Annotated in this window: 12 protein-coding genes; 8 read left to right on the plus strand and 4 right to left on the minus strand. The window is 58.0% G+C overall.

Annotated elements, in window-relative coordinates:
- The first annotated feature begins 1 nt into the window (after nt 1).
- From K3178_RS04715 to K3178_RS04725, 3 genes are read left to right on the plus strand one after another with little or no spacing between them, the layout of a single operon-like run.
- A complete protein-coding gene (locus K3178_RS04715) occupies nt 2-502 on the plus strand; it encodes a hypothetical protein (RefSeq protein WP_221570205.1) in 501 nt (166 codons plus the stop codon).
- Entirely contained in the window at nt 499-3,792 is a 3,294-nt protein-coding gene (locus tag K3178_RS14360) for a site-specific DNA-methyltransferase (RefSeq protein WP_221570206.1), read from the plus strand. Before K3178_RS04715 ends, K3178_RS14360 begins: the two co-directional genes overlap by 4 nt.
- Complete coding sequence (locus tag K3178_RS04725; RefSeq protein WP_221570207.1) at nt 3,792-7,130, plus strand: DEAD/DEAH box helicase family protein; 3,339 nt, start codon at nt 3,792-3,794, stop codon at nt 7,128-7,130. Before K3178_RS14360 ends, K3178_RS04725 begins: the two co-directional genes overlap by 1 nt.
- Before the next feature lie 181 nt (nt 7,131-7,311).
- Here the strand turns inward: K3178_RS04725 and K3178_RS04730 are convergent, their stop codons facing one another.
- From K3178_RS04730 to K3178_RS04745, 4 genes are all read right to left on the minus strand, one after another.
- Nucleotides 7,312-8,517 carry an McrC family protein gene (locus tag K3178_RS04730; RefSeq protein WP_247713510.1) on the minus strand — a complete coding sequence of 402 codons (1,206 nt, stop codon included), beginning with the start codon at nt 8,515-8,517 and terminating at the stop codon, nt 7,312-7,314.
- A 134-nt stretch (nt 8,518-8,651) separates the two neighbouring features.
- Nucleotides 8,652-12,077 (minus strand): ScoMcrA-related endonuclease, encoded by a 3,426-nt coding sequence (locus K3178_RS14365; RefSeq protein WP_221570209.1) that lies wholly within the window; start codon nt 12,075-12,077, stop codon nt 8,652-8,654.
- Between the two features lie 58 nt (nt 12,078-12,135).
- Nucleotides 12,136-15,510, minus strand: coding sequence for a TM0106 family RecB-like putative nuclease (locus tag K3178_RS04740; protein ID WP_221570210.1), 3,375 nt, complete (start codon nt 15,508-15,510; stop codon nt 12,136-12,138).
- Nucleotides 15,511-15,623: 113 nt separating this feature from the next.
- The gene (locus tag K3178_RS04745; RefSeq protein ID WP_221570211.1) at nt 15,624-15,893 is read right to left on the minus strand and encodes a DUF4258 domain-containing protein; all 270 of its coding nucleotides are present in this window, start codon (nt 15,891-15,893) and stop codon (nt 15,624-15,626) included.
- A gap of 76 nt (nt 15,894-15,969) precedes the next feature.
- Here K3178_RS04745 and K3178_RS04750 point away from each other — a divergent pair, with 76 nt between their 5' ends.
- The 5 genes from K3178_RS04750 (at nt 15,970) to K3178_RS14155 (ending at nt 20,836) form a co-directional block, all read left to right on the plus strand.
- Nucleotides 15,970-16,965 (plus strand): helix-turn-helix transcriptional regulator, encoded by a 996-nt coding sequence (locus K3178_RS04750; protein WP_247713511.1) that lies wholly within the window; start codon nt 15,970-15,972, stop codon nt 16,963-16,965.
- Nucleotides 16,966-17,344: 379 nt separating this feature from the next.
- Nucleotides 17,345-17,788: a hypothetical protein gene (locus tag K3178_RS04755; protein WP_221570212.1), complete on the plus strand. Its 444-nt coding sequence runs from the start codon at nt 17,345-17,347 to the stop codon at nt 17,786-17,788.
- Nucleotides 17,789-17,790: 2 nt separating this feature from the next.
- Nucleotides 17,791-18,405 carry a hypothetical protein gene (locus K3178_RS04760; RefSeq protein ID WP_221570213.1) on the plus strand — a complete coding sequence of 205 codons (615 nt, stop codon included), beginning with the start codon at nt 17,791-17,793 and terminating at the stop codon, nt 18,403-18,405.
- 68 nt (nt 18,406-18,473) lie between these two features.
- Nucleotides 18,474-18,905, plus strand: a complete 432-nt coding sequence (locus tag K3178_RS04765; protein WP_221570214.1) for a hypothetical protein — start codon at nt 18,474-18,476, stop codon at nt 18,903-18,905.
- 236 nt (nt 18,906-19,141) lie between these two features.
- The gene (locus K3178_RS14155; protein WP_221570215.1) at nt 19,142-20,836 is read left to right on the plus strand and encodes a transposase; all 1,695 of its coding nucleotides are present in this window, start codon (nt 19,142-19,144) and stop codon (nt 20,834-20,836) included.
- Nucleotides 20,837-20,941 lie beyond the last annotated feature (105 nt).

The following is a 20,941-nucleotide window of genomic DNA, read 5'->3' on the forward strand; positions in this document are numbered from 1 at the left end:
CGTGAATAAAGATGGGGGATTTGGCTGGTACCCTGCTGATCATCGGTTTCGGCAGCGCTTTGAACAGGCGGTTAGAGATGCGTTCGAGCATTTTAAGCAGCACGGAGATTTGGAGTTTATCCGGCGACTGATCTCTGAGGTCCCCGACCCCAAGGCCCGCCTGGATATGATCAGCCAGTTGCGATCACAGTTTCCAATCTCGGTGAGGGCCAATGGATCTTTCGCGATAAATCGACACAAGAGTGAGGGCTTTGATTGGTCTAAGACGAAAGAGGCGCGGATTTGGCCCCGGCGAATATCTCAAGAAGGCTATGGCTTCTCGATAGGTGGCCAGACATTCACAGCTACCGAACTTCTCGAGGAATTGATCGACGTACTGGTCCTGAACCGAAAGGATATCGCTTTGTCAGATCTGGAGAACCTGCGTGCGACAGTTGATGAGGTGATCGAACGTCGCCAAGAGGCGGCGAGAGGCGAGTGCCGTGGAAAGGATTGCGAGTGAGTAAATACGACGAGCTGGTCAGCAAGCTGCGCGAGATCTTTCAGATCGACCGGCCCGAACTGGATTTTGGTGTCTATCGTATCCTCAATGCCCGCGCTGACGAGATTAACGCTTACCTTTCGACGCGCCTGAAGGAGCGTGTGGCTGAGGCGCTCGCCTCCGGCGCCGCCGCCAATGTCGAGGCGCAGCAGCGCGAATTGGACGAGGCGATCAAATCCGCACAGGCGCTGGGCGTAGTTCCGGATGGCGTGGCCAAGGTGAAGGAGCTGCGCGCTGCCATCGCCGCCGGTTCATCCGGCGCGTCCGAGCATGAGAACGCCGTCTTCAGCCACCTGCTCGCCTTCTTCAGCCGCTATTACGACAAGGGCGATTTCATCAGCCAGCGCCGCTACAGGGGTGATACCTACGCCATTCCCTATGCGGGCGAGGAAGTGGTGCTGCATTGGGCCAACAAAGACCAGTATTACACCAAGTCGGGCGAGGCGTTCTCCAACTATGCCTTCAAGCTCGACGACGAGCGCACCGTCCATTTCCGGCTGATCTCCGCCGATACGGCGAAGGACAACCGCAAGGACAACGACAAGGAGCGCCGCTTTGCGCTGGCCGAGGCGCGCACCGTCACGCGGATCGATGACGAGGGCGAAGCCCATGAGGAACAGATTGTCCCCGTCAGCGAGGAGGGCGACGACCTGATCGTCCGCTTTGAATACCGCGCCTTCCCGACCAAGACCAAGCAGGAGACGCTGGTCGATCAGGCGGTCGAGGCGGTGTTGGCGGATGAGGGCGTTCAGGAACGCTGGCTTGGCCTGACGCAGCGCGCGCCGACCGAGAAGAAGCCGCAGCGCACGCTGCTGGAAAAGCATCTTACCACCTATACGCAGAAGAACACCGCCGACTATTTCATTCACAAGGACCTGGGCGGCTTCCTGTGGCGCGAGCTGGATTTCTACATCAAGAACGAGGTGATGAACCTCGACGATGTGCAAGATGCCGCCAGCTTCGGTGCGATCGAGAAGAACCTGCGCATGATCCAGTGCCTGCGCGCCATCGCGCTGGACCTGATCAACTTCCTCGCCAGTATCGAGGATTTCCAGAAGAAGCTGTGGCTGAAGAAGAAATTTGTCGTGTCGGCTCATTACTGCGTGACGCTCGATCGCGTGCCGGAGAAGCTTTATCCCGCCATCGCTGCCAACGAAGCGCAATGGGCGCAGTGGCATGATCTGGGAATGCGCAAGAATGCCAAGCCCGGGACGGTCGAGGAGCTGAAGGCCGATCCCTATCTGATGGTCGATACTGCGCTATTCGATGAGGCGTTCAAGGCGGACCTGCTGAAGGCGATTTCCCATGTCGATGCGAGCACCGATGGCTTGCTGATCCATGGCGACAACTATCAGGCGCTGAACCTCATCAACGCTCGTTACCGCGAGAGCGTGAAGTGCGTTTACATCGATCCGCCATACAACACCTCAAGCAGTGCCATTCCTTACAAGAACACTTTCAAGCACTCAGCTTGGACAACAATGCTCGACAATCGCTTGTCCCGTATCGCCCCCTTGATGCCGGATGATGGGGCAATTTTCGTTAGTATCGACAAGCATGAGCGCACCAACCTCGAGCATGTTCTCGATCTGAATTTTGGTGCAGACAATCATGTCGAAGAGCTCATCTGGTCGATGAATACGAACAATAGCCAGGCGCCGAACTACTCGACCAACCACGAATATGTGATGGTCTATGCCAAGGATCGGCCGACGGTTGAAAAAGACCGGCTCATGTTTCGCGAACCCAAGCCTGGATTTGCGGAAGTCATGGAGTTGGTGGCGAAGTTGAACCCACAGTACCCTCTGATCGAAACTATCGAAACGGAGATCAAGAAGCTCTATGAGGAGCATCTTGAAGAGTATCGTCATCAGGTTGAAGCCGACGGTTTGGACTGGGAAGAGGAGAAGCGAAACGATCCTTGGAAAGGGCTCTACAATTATAAGAATGCCGAGTATCGAGACGACGAAGGCAAGCTGATATTGCAGTCAGAAGCTGCACAGAAAAAGGGTCAGATCTGGGTTTGGCGCGAAAGCGATGCTTCAATGCCAGCAACCAAGCAGGCAGCCAGCACTGGTGACCCAAATGATCCAAACTTCCGCTGGTATAAACCCTTGCATCCGAAAACTGGGCGTCCGGTACCACACCCGAAGAGTGGCTGGAAATTCGCGTTCAAGAGCGAGGGCGATAGAGCTGGAAGGCAAAGTTTCACCTCGTTGGATGCCAAAGACCGAATAAGCTGGGGTGACGACGAGAATAAGGTTCCTCAGATCAAGCGTTATCTGAATGAAGTGGAGACAAACGTCGGGAAGAGCGTATTCACAGATTATTCGGATGGGGAAAAGCAGACTTACGCCTTGTTCGGCAGATCTGGGATCTTCCTTGCGCCCAAGCATGCCAATTTTGTGTCTCGTTTTGTTTTGCACACAACAAGGCCGAACAGCACAGTCTTGGATTGCTACGCGGGGTCTGGAAGCACAGGGCATGCGGTCATAACGACGAACCGCATCGATAACGGAAATCGCAAATACGTTTTGGTGGAGCAAGGCGATTACTTCAACTCAGTCATCAAACCTAGGATGGCGAAGGTCGTGTATTCAGCTGACTGGCAAGCTGGCGAGCCTGCTACCAAAAGTGTCGGCACTAGCCATGCGTTCAAAACGCTGAAGATCGAAAGCTACGAGGACACGCTCAATAACCTCGCGCTCGTCCGTGACGAGGGCCAGAAGGGCCTGCTAGATGGCCTGAACGAGGAAGCCCGCGACGATTACCTAATGCGCTACATGCTCGATGTCGAGACGCGCGGATCGCTGCTCTCAGTCGAGGATTTCAGGAAGCCCTTCGACTATGAGCTCAATATCGCGGTCGATAGCGCCGGAGCCCAAGAGCGACGCAAGGTCGATATGGTCGAAACGTTCAATTACCTGATTGGCCTCACCGTCAAGACGATCGACATACAGCTGAAGCAGGGCTTCACCGCCGTTGAAGGAACGCTTCCCACGGGTGAGCGCACGCTGGTGTTGTGGCGCGATTGCGAAAAGATCGGATATGAAGAGCTGACCAAGCTTTGCGACAAGCTGGCGATCAACCCGTCCGATAGCGAATATGAATTCGTCTATATCAATGGCGATCACAATATCCCGTCGGTCGTGCAATCGTCCGAGGAAGAAGGCGGGACCGAGAAGCGGCTGAAGCTGCGTCAGATTGAACCGACATTCCTCGAAGCAATGTTCGATGTGAGCGACGCCTGATGGCGCGCGCTCCGAAGAAGAAACGCAGTTTCCATCAAGAGCTGGTGCTCAATCGCTGGATGCTTGGCTTCTTCCACGGCGGCAGCCTAGATGCGCTCAAAGAGCGTCTCGGAGCCGACCGGCACGAAGGCCTGGAGGATGACGGCCAGACGAAATTCTTCCACGAGCTGACGCGCAATCTCTTCAACCTCGACCAAATCGATGAGGCGAAGCTGCGCCGATACGACCTCAACATCGTCAAGCACTGGCAAGCCATAACCCAACGCCGCAACGCGGTGGACGGCCATGTGCTGACGATGAAGTATTTCCAGTATCTCAGCCTGCTGTTCACCGAGATCTATCTCGACTGGTATTTCAACCGGCGGCAGGATCTGCTGGACGGGCTCAACGCCCAGATGGCCGAGTACCGCAAGGAGGATGGCTCCGAACCTTTTCGGAATTACACTGCTGACGACCTCAACAAGCTGGCCTTCTGGAACGCGACTGGCAGTGGCAAGACGCTGCTGCTGCACGTCAATATCCATCAGTATCTGCACTATTTCCAGAATGGCAACGGCAAGAGCTATCCTGACAAGATCATCCTGCTGACGCCGAACGAGGGCCTCTCGCGCCAGCACCTGGAAGAGCTGGCACTGTCCGGCTTCAGCTTCACCCGCCTGTTCGACAAGAACCGCAGTCCAGACTTCCCCGGCACGATCGAAGTGATCGACATCAACAAGCTGGGCGACGAAATGGGCGACAAGACCGTCGCCGTCGAAGCTTTCGAGGGCAACAACCTTGTACTGGTCGACGAGGGCCATCGCGGTGCAGGCAGCGCGGGCGGCGCATGGATGGCCCGTCGCGAGGCCCTTGTAAGTAAGGGCTTCGCCTTCGAATACAGCGCCACCTTCGGCCAGGCGGTGAACAAGGGGCTGACGATCGAAAAGGCTGAAGAAGCGATCCTCAAATCCAAGGCCAAGCGATGGTTCGACACCGGCGACCTGCGCAAACTGAGCGAGGATGACCTTGCCAAGTTAGCCCTGAATTCCGCCGACAAGCGGCAGGCCAAAACAGATGCGGTGAAGGAAGCTTACGCCAAAGCAGTGCTGTTCGATTACAGCTACAAATTCTTCTACGCTGACGGCTACGGCAAGGAATCCCTGATCCTCAACTTGGACGAGAAGGATGATGAGGAGCAGCTGGCAAAGTATTTCACCGCGTGCGTGCTCGCCTTCTACCAGCAGCTCTATCTGTGGGACACGCAGGGCGAGAAGATAGCTGACTTCAACATCGCCAAGCCGCTTTGGGTATTCGTGGGCAATAAGGTGGCGGATGACGATAGCGACATCCTCGCCGTGGTGCGCTTCCTGGGCGAATTCCTGAACGAACAGGAGCGCTCCACACGCTGGATCGACGAGCTGGTGAACGACCGGGCCCAATTGCTCGATCCCAAGGGGAACAATATCTTCGCTCGCCGCTTTGTGGCACTCTCAACGATGGATGCGGACACGATCTTCGCCGATATCTTGCGCCGCTTGTTCAACGCAGGATCACGCCAACGCCTAAAGCTTGTTAATCTCAAGGGAAGCGACGGCGAACTGGCTTTGCAGGTGGGCACGGAGGAGCCGTTCGGCCTCATCAACATCGGGGATGACAGTAAGTTTTTCAAAACGGCAGACAATGAAGGCGAGCCTTACGACGCGGTCAGCGATGACTTCGGTTCGGGCTTGTTCGAAACGCTCAACGACAAGGGCAGCAAGCTCAACATCCTAATCGGATCGCGCAAGTTCACCGAAGGCTGGTCGAGCTGGCGCGTGTCGACCATGGGCTTGCTCAATATGGGACGCGGTGAGGGCACCCAGATCATCCAGCTGTTCGGGCGCGGGGTTCGCCTCAAAGGTCGGGGCATGTCCCTCAAGCGCTCAACACCTACCGAGCGCCAGCAGACGGCGAAGGGCTCGCATTTAGATACGCTAGAAACGCTGAACATCTTCGGCGTGCGTGCTAGCTACATGGCAACATTCAAAGATTATCTGCGCGAAGAAGGGATCACGCCGAGCGACGAAATACTTGAGCTCGACTTCCCTACCAAATCAAACCTCCCAGTGGGCAAACGCCTCAAGACCTTAAAGCTGAAAGACGGGTACAAGGACAACCAGGCCAAAGGCTTCAAGCGCACCCACTACCCCACGCTCTATGAGCTCGGAGATTTCGAGGGCCGGGTAAAGAAGCCGCACATCAAGCTCGATCTGTACCCGCGAGTTGAGGCGCTGACGACCAATGGTGCGGCAGAAGGTTCACAACCGGTTGAGGTGCGCAACGAGGGGAAGATCTCACCAACTGCGATGGCAGGTTTCGATTGGGACGCGGTGTTCTTGGCCGTGCAAGAATACAAATTACTGCGCACCTGGAGCAATCTCCGCATCGACCGGGAGCGGCTACAATCTTTCTGTACTGCAAGGCAGGATTGGTACACCCTCTACGCGCCGGCGAGTGAGCTGGAAGTTCGATCATTCGCCGACATTGAGAAGCAGCAGGGCATCCTGATCCGCCTTCTGATCGACTACACTGACCGTTTCTATCAGGCTCTGAAAGGCGCGTACGAAGGGCAATTCTTTCAGGTCGATTATGTCGATGAAGATCACGGCTCGATGCTCGAGGCTTACCGCTTTGAGATTGATAACACAGACGAAGGCGAAACCTGGCTTTCGCGCTTGAAAGAACTGCAGACGGTTGTCGCTGGAGGGGACATAGACGCAGCGCGAAAATGGGCCGATGGCCCGTTGATCGCTATCAGCTTCAATGAGCACCTGTATTACCCGCTGATGGCACCTGCCGATGGGCACGCCCTCCCATTACGGATGCGCCCCATCGCGTTTGATGCGCCCAGCGAAGTCCAGTTTGTAAGGGATATGGAAGCCTTCTGTGGCTCAGATCTGGGCAAGGAGCTGCTGGAAGGCAAGAGCCTTTACCTGCTGCGCAATGCTGACACCAAGAGCAAGGGCTTGGGATTTGCGACCGCAGGTAATTTTTATCCAGATTACCTACTGTGGATCGTGGATGAGGCGAGTGGCCAGCAGTGGCTAAGCTTCGTTGATCCCAAAGGTATCAAACTGGTGGACCTTTCCGATCCCAAACTTCAGCTCTATCGTGAGATCAAGGATGTGGAGGCAGAAGTCGCCGATCCAATGCTAACGCTGAATGCATTCATCCTGTCCAACACAGCCTTTGAAAATTTGCTCAACATTGGCGACCGAGAATCCCAGGCGAACCTGGAAGACAGGCACTTGCTGTTTATGAATGGCGGGCGTGATCGATATTTAGGGCAGCTGATTACCAAGACGCTGCAGGCCACCTAGAGACGGCCGCAACGCTTGCTAGGCGCTACTTGGCAGTTAGGGGGCAAAAATTTGCAGAGGCCACATTTGTGGCTGTGGAGGGTAGGGCATCCTAACCCCGGGAATCCTTACCCCTGCGAGGGTCAGCGCACTTGACCGGTTCTATCAGGGTGGTCCGCCGCCTAAATGGAAGTGCCGACCGTTACGATAGCTCTGCAGTGGCTGCTTGGACATTATTGTCGGCCGCCTCGCCAATCAACAAGCGCAGCGCCGGCGCACAAGCCGCAAGCTGGGACAGATCAAGGGTGGTGGTCGCCAGTCGGTCGTCGCATCCCACAACTTCATGTCTGCTGGTAATGCCAGCTTCAACCCCCATCCCATCGTGATGAGGATAAAGCAGCATGAGGTTAGGGCATTGGTAGATCCTGCCGTAGGCCATCATCTGGTAGACGTCCGATTGGCTCACGCCCTGCTTCGGATCGTCGATCGATGGCGCGAGCCGCTTCCATTTGGTGTCGATGATCATCACCCGCTCGGAGCCTCGGCGGATCATGATGTCCGGCTTGGTCATGAAGCGCCGGCGACCGGTCGCAGCGTAGTCCTCGTCTAACTCCGCAAGACAGTGCAGCCTTCCGCCCTGAAGATCGACCTGGAGGCCTGTGCCAATAAGGGCGCGCCTTAGGGTGCGGCCCACGAACTCCTCGAACAGGGTGTTCATTTCGAACAGCAGGGAGAAGCCTCGGCCGCGCCCGCTGGTCGTCGTCTGGAATCGCTCGCCGAGGAGAAGTCGGGCGAGCTCGAGAAGATCCTTCCAGCGGGCATTAGTGCGGTCGAGGATCACGCTATTCCAGCGCAGTGACTGGACCGGAACGTCGCTCACTTCGGCAAAGGCGAACGACAGCTCGCGCAGCTTGCGCTGATTGTGTGTGGACCGCGACAGTTGCAGCAGGCGGGCAACGGCGGCCTTCATGATCTGGTTGAGCGGAATGTCGCTCGACAATTCATCGAAGCGGCACGCCAGCCGATCGGGGCTTGCAGCCAGCGTCGAGAACTGCCAAATGACGTCGAGCCGTCCGCGCAGCGTCGGAATGTCTTCTTCCATGGCGACGTAGCGCCGAGGCAGACCGAGATGCACGGCTTCGAAGAGCCTGTCGCAGAACAGGCGGATCAGGACCTCGAGCAGGTTTTCATCCTGCCAGCCGAGCCGCGCCATCTGCCCTGCGGCAATGTCGAGATCGAGCGCAACGGCGAGCATGTGCACGAGATTGCGCCGGATCTGTGCCTGGCTAGCCGCGCTGTCGCCATCGCCAAGCCCGTCGATCTTGGGAAGGATTTCGAGGGTGCAATCCTGGGCTGCGATGACGCCGACAACCTGCTGCGCGCGTAGCGAGCTCCTGCCATGCTGCAAGATGCGGGCGCCTTCCTCGCCGCCAAGGGGGTTGGCGCGCGCGACTGCGGCGATTCGGTCAGCGGCCCATTCAGGTATTTCCTCGGGCCCATCGCCATAGCGGATCTTGCGCCACTCAAGGACTGTCCGGCTGATCATGCAAAGGCGTCGTAGGCACTGTCGTCGAAGTGATCGCGAACCTGCCAGCGCCAGCGTTCCTCGCTGTAACCGTCGGACTGGATGCCAGCCGGCGGAGCGAGCTGAGTACGCGTCAGAAAACGTCCTGCTCCTTCGGCATCGCCGAGAACGAGTGCGACCTTGTTCCAGTCCTCGTAGAAATATTCGGCGAGGAGCGGGATGACGCGGTGTCGCATCGTTTCGTGGACGTCTTCGACAGTCCGGCAATTCATGAAATAGGCGTGGCCGATCTGATGTTCGCGGTCGAAGAGATATTCGATCCGCTCATTGAAACGGCGCAGCAGTCCAACCAGGGGCACGCCCGTCCGTTCGGCGGCTTCCTTGAGCAAGCCAGGCTCGGGCATGAGCTCGCGAAAGGTGAACCGGCGGCGAAGCGCGGTATCGAGGAGCGCGATCGAGCGGTCGGCGGTGTTCATGGTGCCGATGATGTGGAGGTTGTCGGGCACCCCAAAGACATCGCCAGAATAGGGAAGCTTGACGGTCGTCTGGTTGGTCCCGCCGATCCTCTTGTCTTCCTCGATGAGCGTGATCAGCTCGCCGAAGACCTTGGAGATATTGGCGCGGTTGATCTCGTCGATGATGAGAACGAACTGGTCAGGAGAGGCGTTGGAAGCCGGAGCATTGCCAGGCAGCAGACGCGATAGCGCCTCGAGCTTCATCCGGTTGCGCTTCAGCAGATAACATGTGCGCATGGTGAACTTGCCATCATGGATGGTCTCAACGGGCAAGGATTCGTCGAGGACAAGAAGCCAGCGAACGGCGCGGCGATGGTTATACTCGCGGACGTCGGTCGGGGCATATTCGTATGGGCCGACAATCTCGCCAATGGCGCGGAAACTTGAATTTCCGTCCGGAACAATGACGATGTCGCCCTCCTTCATGGAGCTGCGGAACCGCCAAAGCTGCGAGATGTTGCCATCCGAGCCATGGGTGCCTGGATGAAGCTCGTTCCACTTGTCGAAGATGGCCTGGTAACCATCGTACTGGGGGTCGGACCAGTCCACATCGCCGCCCCAGCCAAGGACTATGTAATTCCCTTCGATGGCAGCATCATAGATATGATCTTCGCTGCCCGCTCGGCCAAGAGACATCTTGAAGAACTCGCGACCGCTTAGGTCGAGCCCGGTTGGCCTGCCGGCATTGCGCCGGGATTGCTGGGCAAGCGCGGATATTTCCCGAAATGTCCCTCGCTTGGGTTCCAGACGGAAACCAGCCGCTGCGCCTTCATCTTCTCTTTCACCGCTTCCTGTCTCTGGCCGCAGGCCTTCGACGAAGTCTTCATAGGCATATGACTGGTGGAAGGTGACGAAACCGATCTGCCCGGCCTCGACGAGCGTATCGTAGCGCGCCTTCAGTTCGGATCGGTCATCGGGAGCCGAACCATCGCAGAGTTCTACGGCTTCCTTTGCGGTCCGGTAGGTCTTTCCGGTCCCGGGAGGGCCGTAGAGAATGAGATTGGTGGGTCTGGGCATGGGCTTGGTCTCATCGTGATCTGAATCATTGTCGGGCTGGGCTGCGTCCTGGGTTTCCCTGACGACCCAGATGAATCCCTGGACATCCCAGAGATCGCGCGGCTGCCAGCCCCATTCCTCGAATTTCTCGAAGAGGGCTTCAGCAAGGTCGAGGATCTCTGCATACTCGTTCTCGTTAAGGGCATTGTTCCCAAAAGGAGGTTTGCCTGTCAGCGCCTTGCTTGCGCGCCAGAGGGGGTCCGTGTTGATCCCCATCGCTTCTGTCGGATGTGCAAGGGCCAGCAGCATCGAGGGGATATTCCGGCTCTCGCTGTATGGCTGGCTTTTGTCCTGTCCCTCGCTGAGGATAGGCCAAGTGGCCTTGACGAAGCGATCGAGGGCTACGGCTGGATCGTCATCGGAAAGGATCAGGCTTCCCGCTTCGGTTTCGAGGATCCCAGGATGAGCCTCGCGCAGAGCCTTGATCCGGGCATCGGTGCGCCAGCCGAGGAGGCCTGATTGCGGACCGGTCAGAATATCAAGGAAGCGCCCGCCCACTTCTTCTTCAGACAAGGAACTGTCGTCGAGCGCTGCCTGTGCCTTTTCGAGCAAGGCTTCCTTGTATCCTCGCTCTTCATCGTAATATCCGCCTTCGCTTGGGGCGAATCCTGCTGGCTCGAAATCAGGGAAAAAGCTCAGAAAGCGCTGCTTGAGCCGTTCGAGCTCGGCTGCATCGAGCTTTTCATCGAGACTGTCGACCACCCTGAATCCCAAGCGCGATATGAGCTCACGGGAACGGGTTGCATCACGGATCTGGGTGTCGGCTCCTTCGACCGAGCGCAGCGCGACATTGGCAATCGCCTTGCAGGGGTAGAACTTGCCGTTCTCGGCAATCCAGTAGGTTCTGGGCCGCCTGAAGCCATGCTTGTCGAGGAACGGGTCGGTCCCGACCTCTTCACATTCGCGGATTGCGTCAAGGACCGCCGCGCGGGTCAGTGTGCCTGGGCTTGACCCTTGCGCCTCGTACCAGTCGAGCACGTCGGTGAAGCTTGCCCGATCAGCAAAGGTGATCTTGATCACCTTGCGTGGCTGCGCGCCGCCGGGCGGCAGGTGCTTGAGGCGGCGGGGGAGATTGGCCTGGCGTCCCTGGTCTGGGGCATAATATGTCGGCGAGCCAGCGGGCGGAGGATTGTCCCTGCTGCCTTCAATCCAGATCCGGACCGACTGACCTTCCTTTTCCAGCGCTACCTGCCGCTCATCGGGCAGAGCAAAGCTCGTGATATACTGGTTGCCTGTATTTTTGATGGTCGGGATCTCTTCACCGTAGCGTCGCTTCAATTCGCGCTCGGCGGCCGCGATATCGAAAGCCTCTTCGGCATTGAGACTAAAGGTAAAGCGGACGGTCGAGGAGTTGGCAGGTCCGACCCTGTCTACCAGCTCTCCATCGATCACCTCGGCAAACTTGCGGCTGTCGAGGGCGCTGCAAACGGCTGGCATGGCATTCGCGAGCCCAAGGTCGCGGTGAATATCTCCCGAAACCACCGAGAACTGGCTTTCGCCTCTCCGGCGAGCAGGGTTCGCGTGATTGTCGGCCACATGCTGACGGATCCGATCCGCCTGGCTCATGGCTCCCGTGTTTGTCTCGCTATTCCTGAAGCGGACATAAGCGGTCAGCGAAGACTTGTAGCCTGACAGGCCGTCGTAGAGATTGCCTTCGATCTCGATCCCGGAAGGGTTGGGCTTACCCGCCGCCTGATCGGCTGCGGTGTAGGTGAGTTTCTGAAAGATGCTGGCGCAGCCATCCTGGTCGTATGCCGCGTCGAGATCGCCGAAGTGCTTCTCGACCCGCCGCAGATCCGAGATCCGCGTCGAGATCGAGCTGGCTACCAGCCCTTCGCTCGCCAACCATTCCTTGAACTTGTCTTCAGTCACCAGCGAAATACCCCCACGTGCATCTTCCAAATTTCTCCGTTTCGATCCAGTCGCTTCTTCAATTACTTGCCTCGTTATTGAGCCAGGCGAGCGTATTGACCAGCTTCAGGTGTTCGACCGTGGTCGCCTCGAGCTCGAGCAATTTCGGATTGGCAAGGACGATGGCGAGCGCCCGTGCGCGGCTGACTGCCACATTGAGCCTGTTCTTCGAATAGAAGAAGTCAACGTGACGCGGCAGGTCATCGGGCGATGAGGTTGTCATGCTGACGATGACAATCTCGGCCTCCTGTCCCTGGAACTTGTCGACCGTACCGACCCTGGCTCCTTCAGGAAGCGCATCCTTGAGCGCATTCACCTGCATGTTGAAGGGAGCGACCACGAGGATGTTGTCGAGAGTGACCGTTCCTTCATTGCCGTTGAAGTCGATGAAACGGGTGCCGAGCAGCGCCTCGACCAGCTCGACTGTCTTGGTGACTTCCGCTTCACTAGCCTGCCTGCAGCCGGTGTGGTCCATCGGGATCATCCGGATCCCGTGCGGAGGCAGGTTGGGGTCCGCTGCATCACCGAGGAGCAGAGTCTGTTTTTCGCAGGCGGGATGGGACTTGAGGCGGCCATCATAAACGGCGCGCGAGATGAAGCTCCCGATCGAGGGGTTCATGCGCCAGCTTGTGTCTAGGAGGATGCCTCGGTCCGGCGCAATGGTTGCCGCGCCCTCGAGCAGGTAGTCGAGCGCGGAGAGCCCGCTTTCGCCGGGGTGTGCGCCCTGGATCGGCTGGCCAAGCTGCATCTGGTCACCGACGAGAATGATGTTCTTTGCTGCCGAACCCATCGCGAGCAGGTGGCCGAGTGAGACCTGCCCGGCCTCGTCGACGACGAGATAGTCGAAATGCTGATCAAAGGCTGGGCGGGCAAAGAGCCAGGCAGTCCCGCCTACGAGATCATAGCCGCCCTCTTCGACATCGCCATTGTCGGCAAGGTCATAGATCATCTTGCCGTTGAGGTAGCTGTCCGGATCGCCAGGCGAGACCTTCTTGGCGCCGAACACATGGACGCCTTCCTTCTCGGCAACCTCCTCGACCTTCCCGAGGAGATTGTTGATCGCCTTGTGGCTGTTCGAGGAAACCCCGACATTCTTGCCTGCTGCGATCAGCGAGAGGATCATGTGGGCACTGGTATAGGTCTTGCCGGTCCCCGGAGGGCCCTGGATGAAGAGCGCAGAATGATCGAGCGCCAGGGCTCGTCCGATCGCAGCCTCGACCAGTGTCTCATCGTCCCTGACAAGCGTCCCGCCCTGCCAGTCGAGGAGGCGAGGACCGGTTCGCTCGACAATGTCGGAAAGCGCTCGGTAGCGCGCCTCGCCCGGACCAGCCGGGTCGTGCGAGGCCCAAGCATTGGCGACGCGCTCGACAGCGAGCTCGAGCTGCGTTGTGTCGAGAGGCCAACCGGGAATCAGAGATCCTGCCGTCGGGAAGTCGCTCCCTGCCTTCTTGCCGCGCTTGACTTCGACAATGCCTTGTTCGCGGTCGATGGCAAAGATGGTGCCGAGCCGCTCGCGGGTCGGTGCGTGGAGCGTTTCCTTGCCTTCGCGGAGCTTGGTATCCTGCGCCGGGAACCGGTAGGTTGCGACTATCGACTGCTTTTCGGGTCGCAGCCACTCATCGCCTGCGGGGGATATCGATCCGATGCACTCGCCGTCGTCGACTAGTTCGTCCTCTTCTCGCTCACAGCGGTCGAAGATGGCCCATTGTTCGGGCTTTTTTGCGCGCGTGTGAAAGTCGATGAGGTGCGAGGTGAGCTCGCGGCCACGATCGGATGACGGAACAGAGCCAGCCGTGATTGCCCGGCGCAGGGCATCGAGCCTTTCCTCGCGCCGTAGAGATTCCTCACTTTTCTCAGAGGATGGCTCGGGACCTGTCTTGGTCCACCAGGGAAGGTCGGGCCGGAGCGTCAGCAGCCAGTCGCGCAGGCCTTCCGTGTTCTCGCAGTCAACTTTGTTGTAGGCGAGAATGCCGTCGAGCAGTGCCTGATCGCCGGTCTCGCGCCAGCGGTGATAGTGGACGATCGACTGATCGGCCTTCTGCACATCCTCGCCACGCTTTTCGGCAAAGAAGATCTCGAGCGTCTTGAGGCTGAGATCTGGCTCGGATGTCCGGATGGCGCCGCGAACGATCGAATAGAGATCGACCAGTTTCTCGCCTCGAAGAAGGTTGTCGACGGCAGCCTCGCGGCTGGCAAAGGCGGTTGAAAGGCGGCGCAGCACCGTCACCTCGTAAGGCGCATAGTGGTAGATGTGCGCGTTGGGGTGCCGCGCACAGTGCTCGGTGAAGAAATCAACCATGCTCTCGAAGGCGGCCCGCTCGGCTGCACGGTCATGCCCCCAGGCATGGCGGAAGAGGGGATCGCCCGCAGGCCCACGGTAATGAACGCCCCAGAGATATTCGAGGCCATCGGGATGGAGCGGATCACCCTCGAGGTCGAAGAAGAGGTCGTGTGGGCTCGGCGCGGGCATCCGGGCAAACCCTCGTCCCGGTTCGATCGGCAGAGGCTCTGTCGTCAGCTCACCCGTTCGCCGTGCAACCTGCAAGGCTGCCTGCGCCCTCAGACGCTCGAAGGTGCGCGGGGCCAGACGGGGAATCTGCGTGCCTGCCGGGAGTGCGCCAAGGTCTCCAACGGTGTTGACACCAGCCTCGCGCAGTTTGTCGATCTGCGTGCTCTGGATGCCGGCCACCTGGAAGAGGTGATCCTCCTCCTCCCATTGGGCGGCACAGACTTCGCGCCAGCCGCATAGCGAACAGGCCTTGCACGGTTCGGGACGCGACCCTTCTGCACCTTCACCAATGAAGGCGAGATAGCGCTCGCTCGCCGCGCGGACGAAGTGCTCGAACTCGACGCGGCGGAAGCTCGCTTCCGCGCCGTCGCCGAGGACCAGATGCATCGTGTGCGGCGGCTTTCCCTGCACATTTTCGATCATCTTCGAATAGAGCGCCAGCTGGATGACATGCTTGGGGTTAGGGGAGCGGGCCAGCTTGGTGTCGATGACTTCATAGCCCCATGTGCCCAGATCGGTGCCGAGATCGACACGGCGAAGGAAGTCGGCAAAGCCGTGCCACGGCGGATCGAGAAAGGTTGCCTGATAGATGAAGGGCGCACCTGCCTGCATGGCAACAAGAGTTGCCTCTGCGCGTTCCTCGAGCGTTCCTTCGCTCGAGATCTCTGCAACCTCACCCGACTGACACAGCGAGGCGAGATAGTCCGCCTCATGGGCGTGCCCGGCGTCCTGGATGAGGACCATGGTCTCGTCGTCTTCGGCCCGCTCGGGCAGTGAGTCGGGCGCCTGCAGCTTTCTGAGGTTGAGGGCCGCGGCGTGCGCGCAGCCCAGGAAGGCGTTGAGGTCCGAGGCCGAGTGAAGCAATCGGGAATTGTGCTTACGCATGTTCAGGATTGCTCCACTAACCGGGTGAGGGGAGGACAGTACGGTGCCTCCAACTTGCTGACAAGAATGCAGTTTTTGAAATTGTCCGGGACGCCGGTCACTGCGCGCATCCTTCAGAACTTGAGCCGCTGCAGGCGATGCGCAGCGGTGATGACCGCGCCGTCGTCGCCCACGACGAGGTAGGAATCGAGAGCCTTCTCGATGCGATTAAAGAGATGAGAGCCGAGGCCGGCCTTGGCCCGGGAACGCGCCTGCCGGTCGAGGTAGTAGACATCTGCGCCATGGTGCCTGCGGCTGTTGCCATAGGCGAGCAGCGCATCGACAGCTTCGGTCGGAATACCGCGCTGCTGGAGGCGGGTCTGTGCGTGGTGGGTAAACTCCATGTTGGGTCCTTTCCTGTTGGTGCGAATCCGTTATGAAGGACGAGGGCGACAAAAACTGTCACCCAATGGAGGAGCCATGTCGTTTTCCAAGGCAGTCGACCTGCTGCGCCTCGCCATGATGGCGACGTCACGGCGCGGAGTTTGTCTCGCTGACGTGGAGGCCGAATTCGGTTGTGTGCGCCGAACTGCGCAACGGATGATCGGCGCCCTTGAGGAGGCATTTCCCGCAACCGAACACTGGATCGACGAGGGGGATCGGCGCCACTACTGGCGGGTTCCCGCTCGCGCTATCGCGCAGTTGCTGTCGCCCTCTGCGGATGAGCTTGCGGCCATGACCACGGCGGTCGGCGAGCTTCGCCGAATTGGCCTGGTCGCAGAAGCTGAACGGCTAGCCGGACTTGATCGTAAGGTTAGGGCCCTTATCCCGCCGGAGAGCGGCGGGCGTCTGGCCGTTGACGAGGAGGCCCTGCTCGAGGCCCTCGGCTATGCCGCGCGACCTGGGCCTCAGCCAGCTGCGGCAGCGGAGGTTGATCGCGCGATCTCACAGGCCTTGAAAGGCCCATTTCATCTCAGGGTGGCCTATCGTAGCCGCGGCGAAGGGGAGGCAAGCTGGCGCACGATCGAGCCGTTAGGGCTCTTATTGGGCGCACGGCGTTATCTCGTCGGGCGGGATCTGGCAAAGAAGGATGGGCGCTTCCGCCATTACCGCGTCGAGGACATCAGCGAGGCCGAGGTCCTGGCGTCGAGCTTCTCTTATCCAACTGAATTCGATCTTCGCGCCCACGCCAGTCGCGCCTTTGGCTCATTCCACAACGATGCCGAGTTCGGCGAAGTGGTGTGGCGCTTTACGCCCGATGCGGCGGAGCGAGCCAGCCGCTTTCTGTTCCATCCGACCCAGGCGTCGGAAAGGTGCGAGGATGGTTCACTTATCGTACGATTCAGGGCTTCTGGACATCTTGAGATGGCTTGGCACCTTTACTCCTGGGGCTCGCATGTCGAGGTACTGCAGCCAGTAGAATTAGCAGAAATGGTCCATTCCTATCGTCGAAAAGACTTCCCTTCGCTGCCGTGATTAGAAGCACTGTATTTTGCTCGCTCGAAATGGTGAGACCAATCTGAAACCCGCAGTTTCCTTCGAATTTGAAAAGGGCCTGCGTAAGGTTGTGTAGCCGTAGACGGATAGCGACGATCGCGGTCTCGTCCTTGCCAGGGCGAGGCTTCTCGCATCGAGATTTGTGGTGCCGACAGCCGTCACCGCTTACCCCGTACAATGGAGTGGCTCGGCGGTAGGGCCGAGTAGTATATGAAATTAAGTGGGGAGCGCGCGCTCGGCCAGAGCGATCTCCCACCAAGGATCATCCGACATGAATATGGTTACCCCGCAACGCCCTCATGGGGGCGAACCCTTGCTGCCGCATACTGTCCACAGGACATACAGGACGCTTAGCCGATTGGGCGCCTTTCTGAGCGCGACCGGACTTTCGCCCGACAGCAACGAGATGAGCTATCGCACCAATGAGGGCTTCTATGTCGACCAGGAAGCAGGCGTGGTGGTTACCGCCACTTCCTGCGACCGGCCGCTGCTCTTTGCCGAATGCGAAACGCTAGCTCTGTTGCTTCAGATGGACCTTGTCGTGCTGCGGTTCGATCCGCTCTTAGGCGCGTCGTTCGATGTGCTGATGGATGGAAGCCAGAGCTGGCTGTGCGACTTCCTTGCTTGGCGCCGTGATGGCGGCGACATGTGGCTGGTGCCCTCGCAGGCATCGGGTCCGTTCTTCCGCTTCACCGGGAAGGGGCTCGAGGCCTATGAAGGTGCGCCTTATTCGAACGGGGCCGAGCGCTATGCCGGGATCATGCGGGCCATCGAGCGTCCCTCATTTGACGGAGGGTTCTAGCTATGGCCCAGTCCACCTCCAAGGATTTCGCACCTTGCGCAGATATTGCGCAGACCAAGTTGAGCGTGTTCGTCCACCATCGGTGTGACGACCATCCCGATTTCGAGTTCTCGCGCCATTGGTATAAGGGACAGGATAACAGGGTCGGCCTGCGGCCCTGGTTCGACAAGAAGCTTGTCCCTGGTGGCGATCCCCGCTTCGGATATGCGGCCAAGTACGATGTGCTCGTTCCCCCGACCGCTCCGGGGGATCTTGTCAGGTTCGGGACGCTCGTCGATCGGTTTGACGACACCCTTCCTGTCTACGAGCAGCACGCAATGATCCACGTCAAGATCATGCTCGATCCGGCCGAGGCCTGGCATGTCGGGTTCGAACGGGTGCGCAGCTATGCGCGCTCTCACTTCGCGCATCGCTTCGCGGTGGTGCTGATCGCCCATATCCCGGGCTTTGCTGGCCTGAAAGGGCAGGGCAATCACATCCATTGTGCGGTCCTCTCGCGCGACATCACGATCAATGGCTTTGGCGGTGCCTGTACCGAATTGTGCAGCGATCGCGGCTATGAGGCTGCGCTCGCAGCATGGGAGGAGCATAAGATGAATTGGGAAGGTGAGGTATGAGGAAGCAACAAAGCTCTAAGCCTTCGGAGTCTCTGGCGGCGCATTTCGCCCGCAAGGGAGAGGATGCAGTGGCAGAGCTGCAGGCGACCATGGAACGCGCCCGTGAGATGCTCGTAAGCGGCGAGGTCCAGCCTAACGGGGAAGGAGAAAATCCCTTTGATGTGCCTCCCTACGACTGGGAGGTTAGTGAGCCGCAGAGCGATGCTACACGGCGCATCTATCTTGGGTCAGTCAGCGACCTTGCAACCGGTCAGGGACACTCGGTTCACTTTGCAGCCGGGCTGGCTCATGATGAGGACGAGTTCCGTCGGCAACTCGCCGCCCACATCGGTCACGTCCTGGCCAACGGTGCGAAGGTAAACCGGGGTCTTGAAGAAATCTCTTTCTCCAAGACCTTCGTGTCGCCGTCGCTCCATCAGACTCTGGAGAAATTCGACCAGGGCAGGGATGCACCGGCAGGCTTTTTCTATCTCGGCCGCTGGCACGAGAACCGTTTCTGACAATTGTTGAGAGGCACGAACGGGCCATTACGTCTTCGTCTCATGCGATACAGCTCAGAAGGCGCCAGTTTAGAAGGCTTACGGTGGGCAAAGGCTGCAATTACAATTTGGTCGTTGCTCATGGCGACCAATAATCTCTGCCAGCACAACCACCCTTACGTCCGAAATCGTTCAAATACAGAGTTTTAAGGATTAACTCTTAACTGCCGCCCGCTGAACGCAACGTGGGAGGTTTGGTGACAATTGACGGCAGAGGCACTGTTGGAATCGGGATCGGATATCTCGAGGATACCAATTTCATAACTTCCCGTATTGACGACAGTAACGAAGGAGCATGGATTCACGCCAAGCTAGTTCGGCCAACGGATTGGCGCTGCCCGGCGTGTGGAAACAAAGCCTCCAAGCACGGAGTATGTTATCAGCTCTTCGTCGATGTTCCGTACCAAGGGCGCCCGGCAAAACTTAGGGTCGAAGTCCCACGTGGGCGCTGCCGCAGTGAGAACTGTGAAACGAAGACTTTTCAATTTCGACCGGACGGGTATTTCGATGGCAAACTAACCTCACGATGTCGTCGATACATCGAAGACAACTGTTTCAAGCAGACCTTTTCCGCTCTGGCGAAGCAAACCGGAGTTCCAGAAGCTACGATCCGCAGGATTGCAGATCAACTCTTAGATAAATTGGATGCCAATTTCCGCATCGATACTCCTAGAATACTTTCAATCGACGAAGTTTGCCTCCCTTCCGGAAAAGATGAGAAGGTACGACTCCAGAACATCGAAAAATTTCCAAACGGAAAGACAAAAGTATTTAGGACAATTTTGTCTGACGGAGAGACTTCGCAAGTCGTCGATGTCTTGCCCGATAAGGAGGGGTTTACAGTTTACCAAGCTCTCGTCGCTCTTCAGGGCTACGAGCGCATTAGATTTGTGACCATCGATCTTTCAGCCAATTTCAGAAATGCGGTTAGGGCTGCCTTCGGTGATCGCGTAACCATTGTCGCCGATCGATGGCATGTTGCGAAACGAATAAACAGCGTTGTCGATAAAGCTCGCCGAAATGTCCGCAACGATCAAAAGGATACTGCAAAGGATCTAAGGCTCTGCCTTGCAACGCGGTCGCGAGTTCTAAAGGAGAAGAACCAGGAGAGGCATCAGGCCCTCATGGATTTTCTGGAATGCGCCCCTCACCTTAAGAGTGTGTATTGGGCCAAAGAGCGATTGCTCGATGTATACCATTCGAGAAACCGTGAAGAAGCGGAAGCGAAATTCAGCGAATGGCGCGAATGGCTCGACGAGCAACAGTCGGATGCGTTTAGCGGCGTAATTCAAACCTTCAGCAATTGGCGCTTAGAGATTTTTTCGTACTGGGATTGTATTGGGGCGGGACAGAAGAATGATGCCGTTTCCGGTTTAGATCCCGACAGTCCGATCAACGATTTTCTCGACACCGATATCGACATCGAACGCTATACGAATGCGCGAGCGGAAGCACGAAATCGACAAATAAGACACCTCAACGGTGCCGGACGATCTTACTCGTTCCGGTTCTTGAGGGCGCGGTCCATTTTTTCCACGTATGAGGTTTGGAGGCAGTTTAGCATTTGCTTCGAATGCAGAACCGCCTTTAGGCGAGACATGAGTTCACTTGGACGGCGCATAGAGAGGGCCGTCGATGCGCACGCTGCCCATGTGAAGTTCAATCCGGCTAAGTTTTGCCGAGGTTGTGAGCCTTCTTCCTCAGGAGTCACACGCTCTGACGGAAAGCCTGTACAACCATTCGTCACACGGTGTGGACTTATCGATGTTTGGACCGAGCGAGAGCCCGCTATCAAGGACCAAGCAGAATGGTTCGCACAGTCAGAGGGCCGCATGAGAAGGCTTAAACTTCTCCCGGAAAAGGCATCTGCATCCCCGAGTTTATTCGACTAGAAAAGTGCAAGTTCCGACGTTTCTGTGAGGACTTCAGCTTGGCTCTGCACCATGGCAACTATAGGGCCGATGGCGGACTGTCTGTTACGCGACCGCTAGATCGCC

This window comes from Qipengyuania sphaerica, assembly GCF_019711595.1.
Taxonomy (GTDB): domain Bacteria; phylum Pseudomonadota; class Alphaproteobacteria; order Sphingomonadales; family Sphingomonadaceae; genus Qipengyuania; species Qipengyuania sphaerica.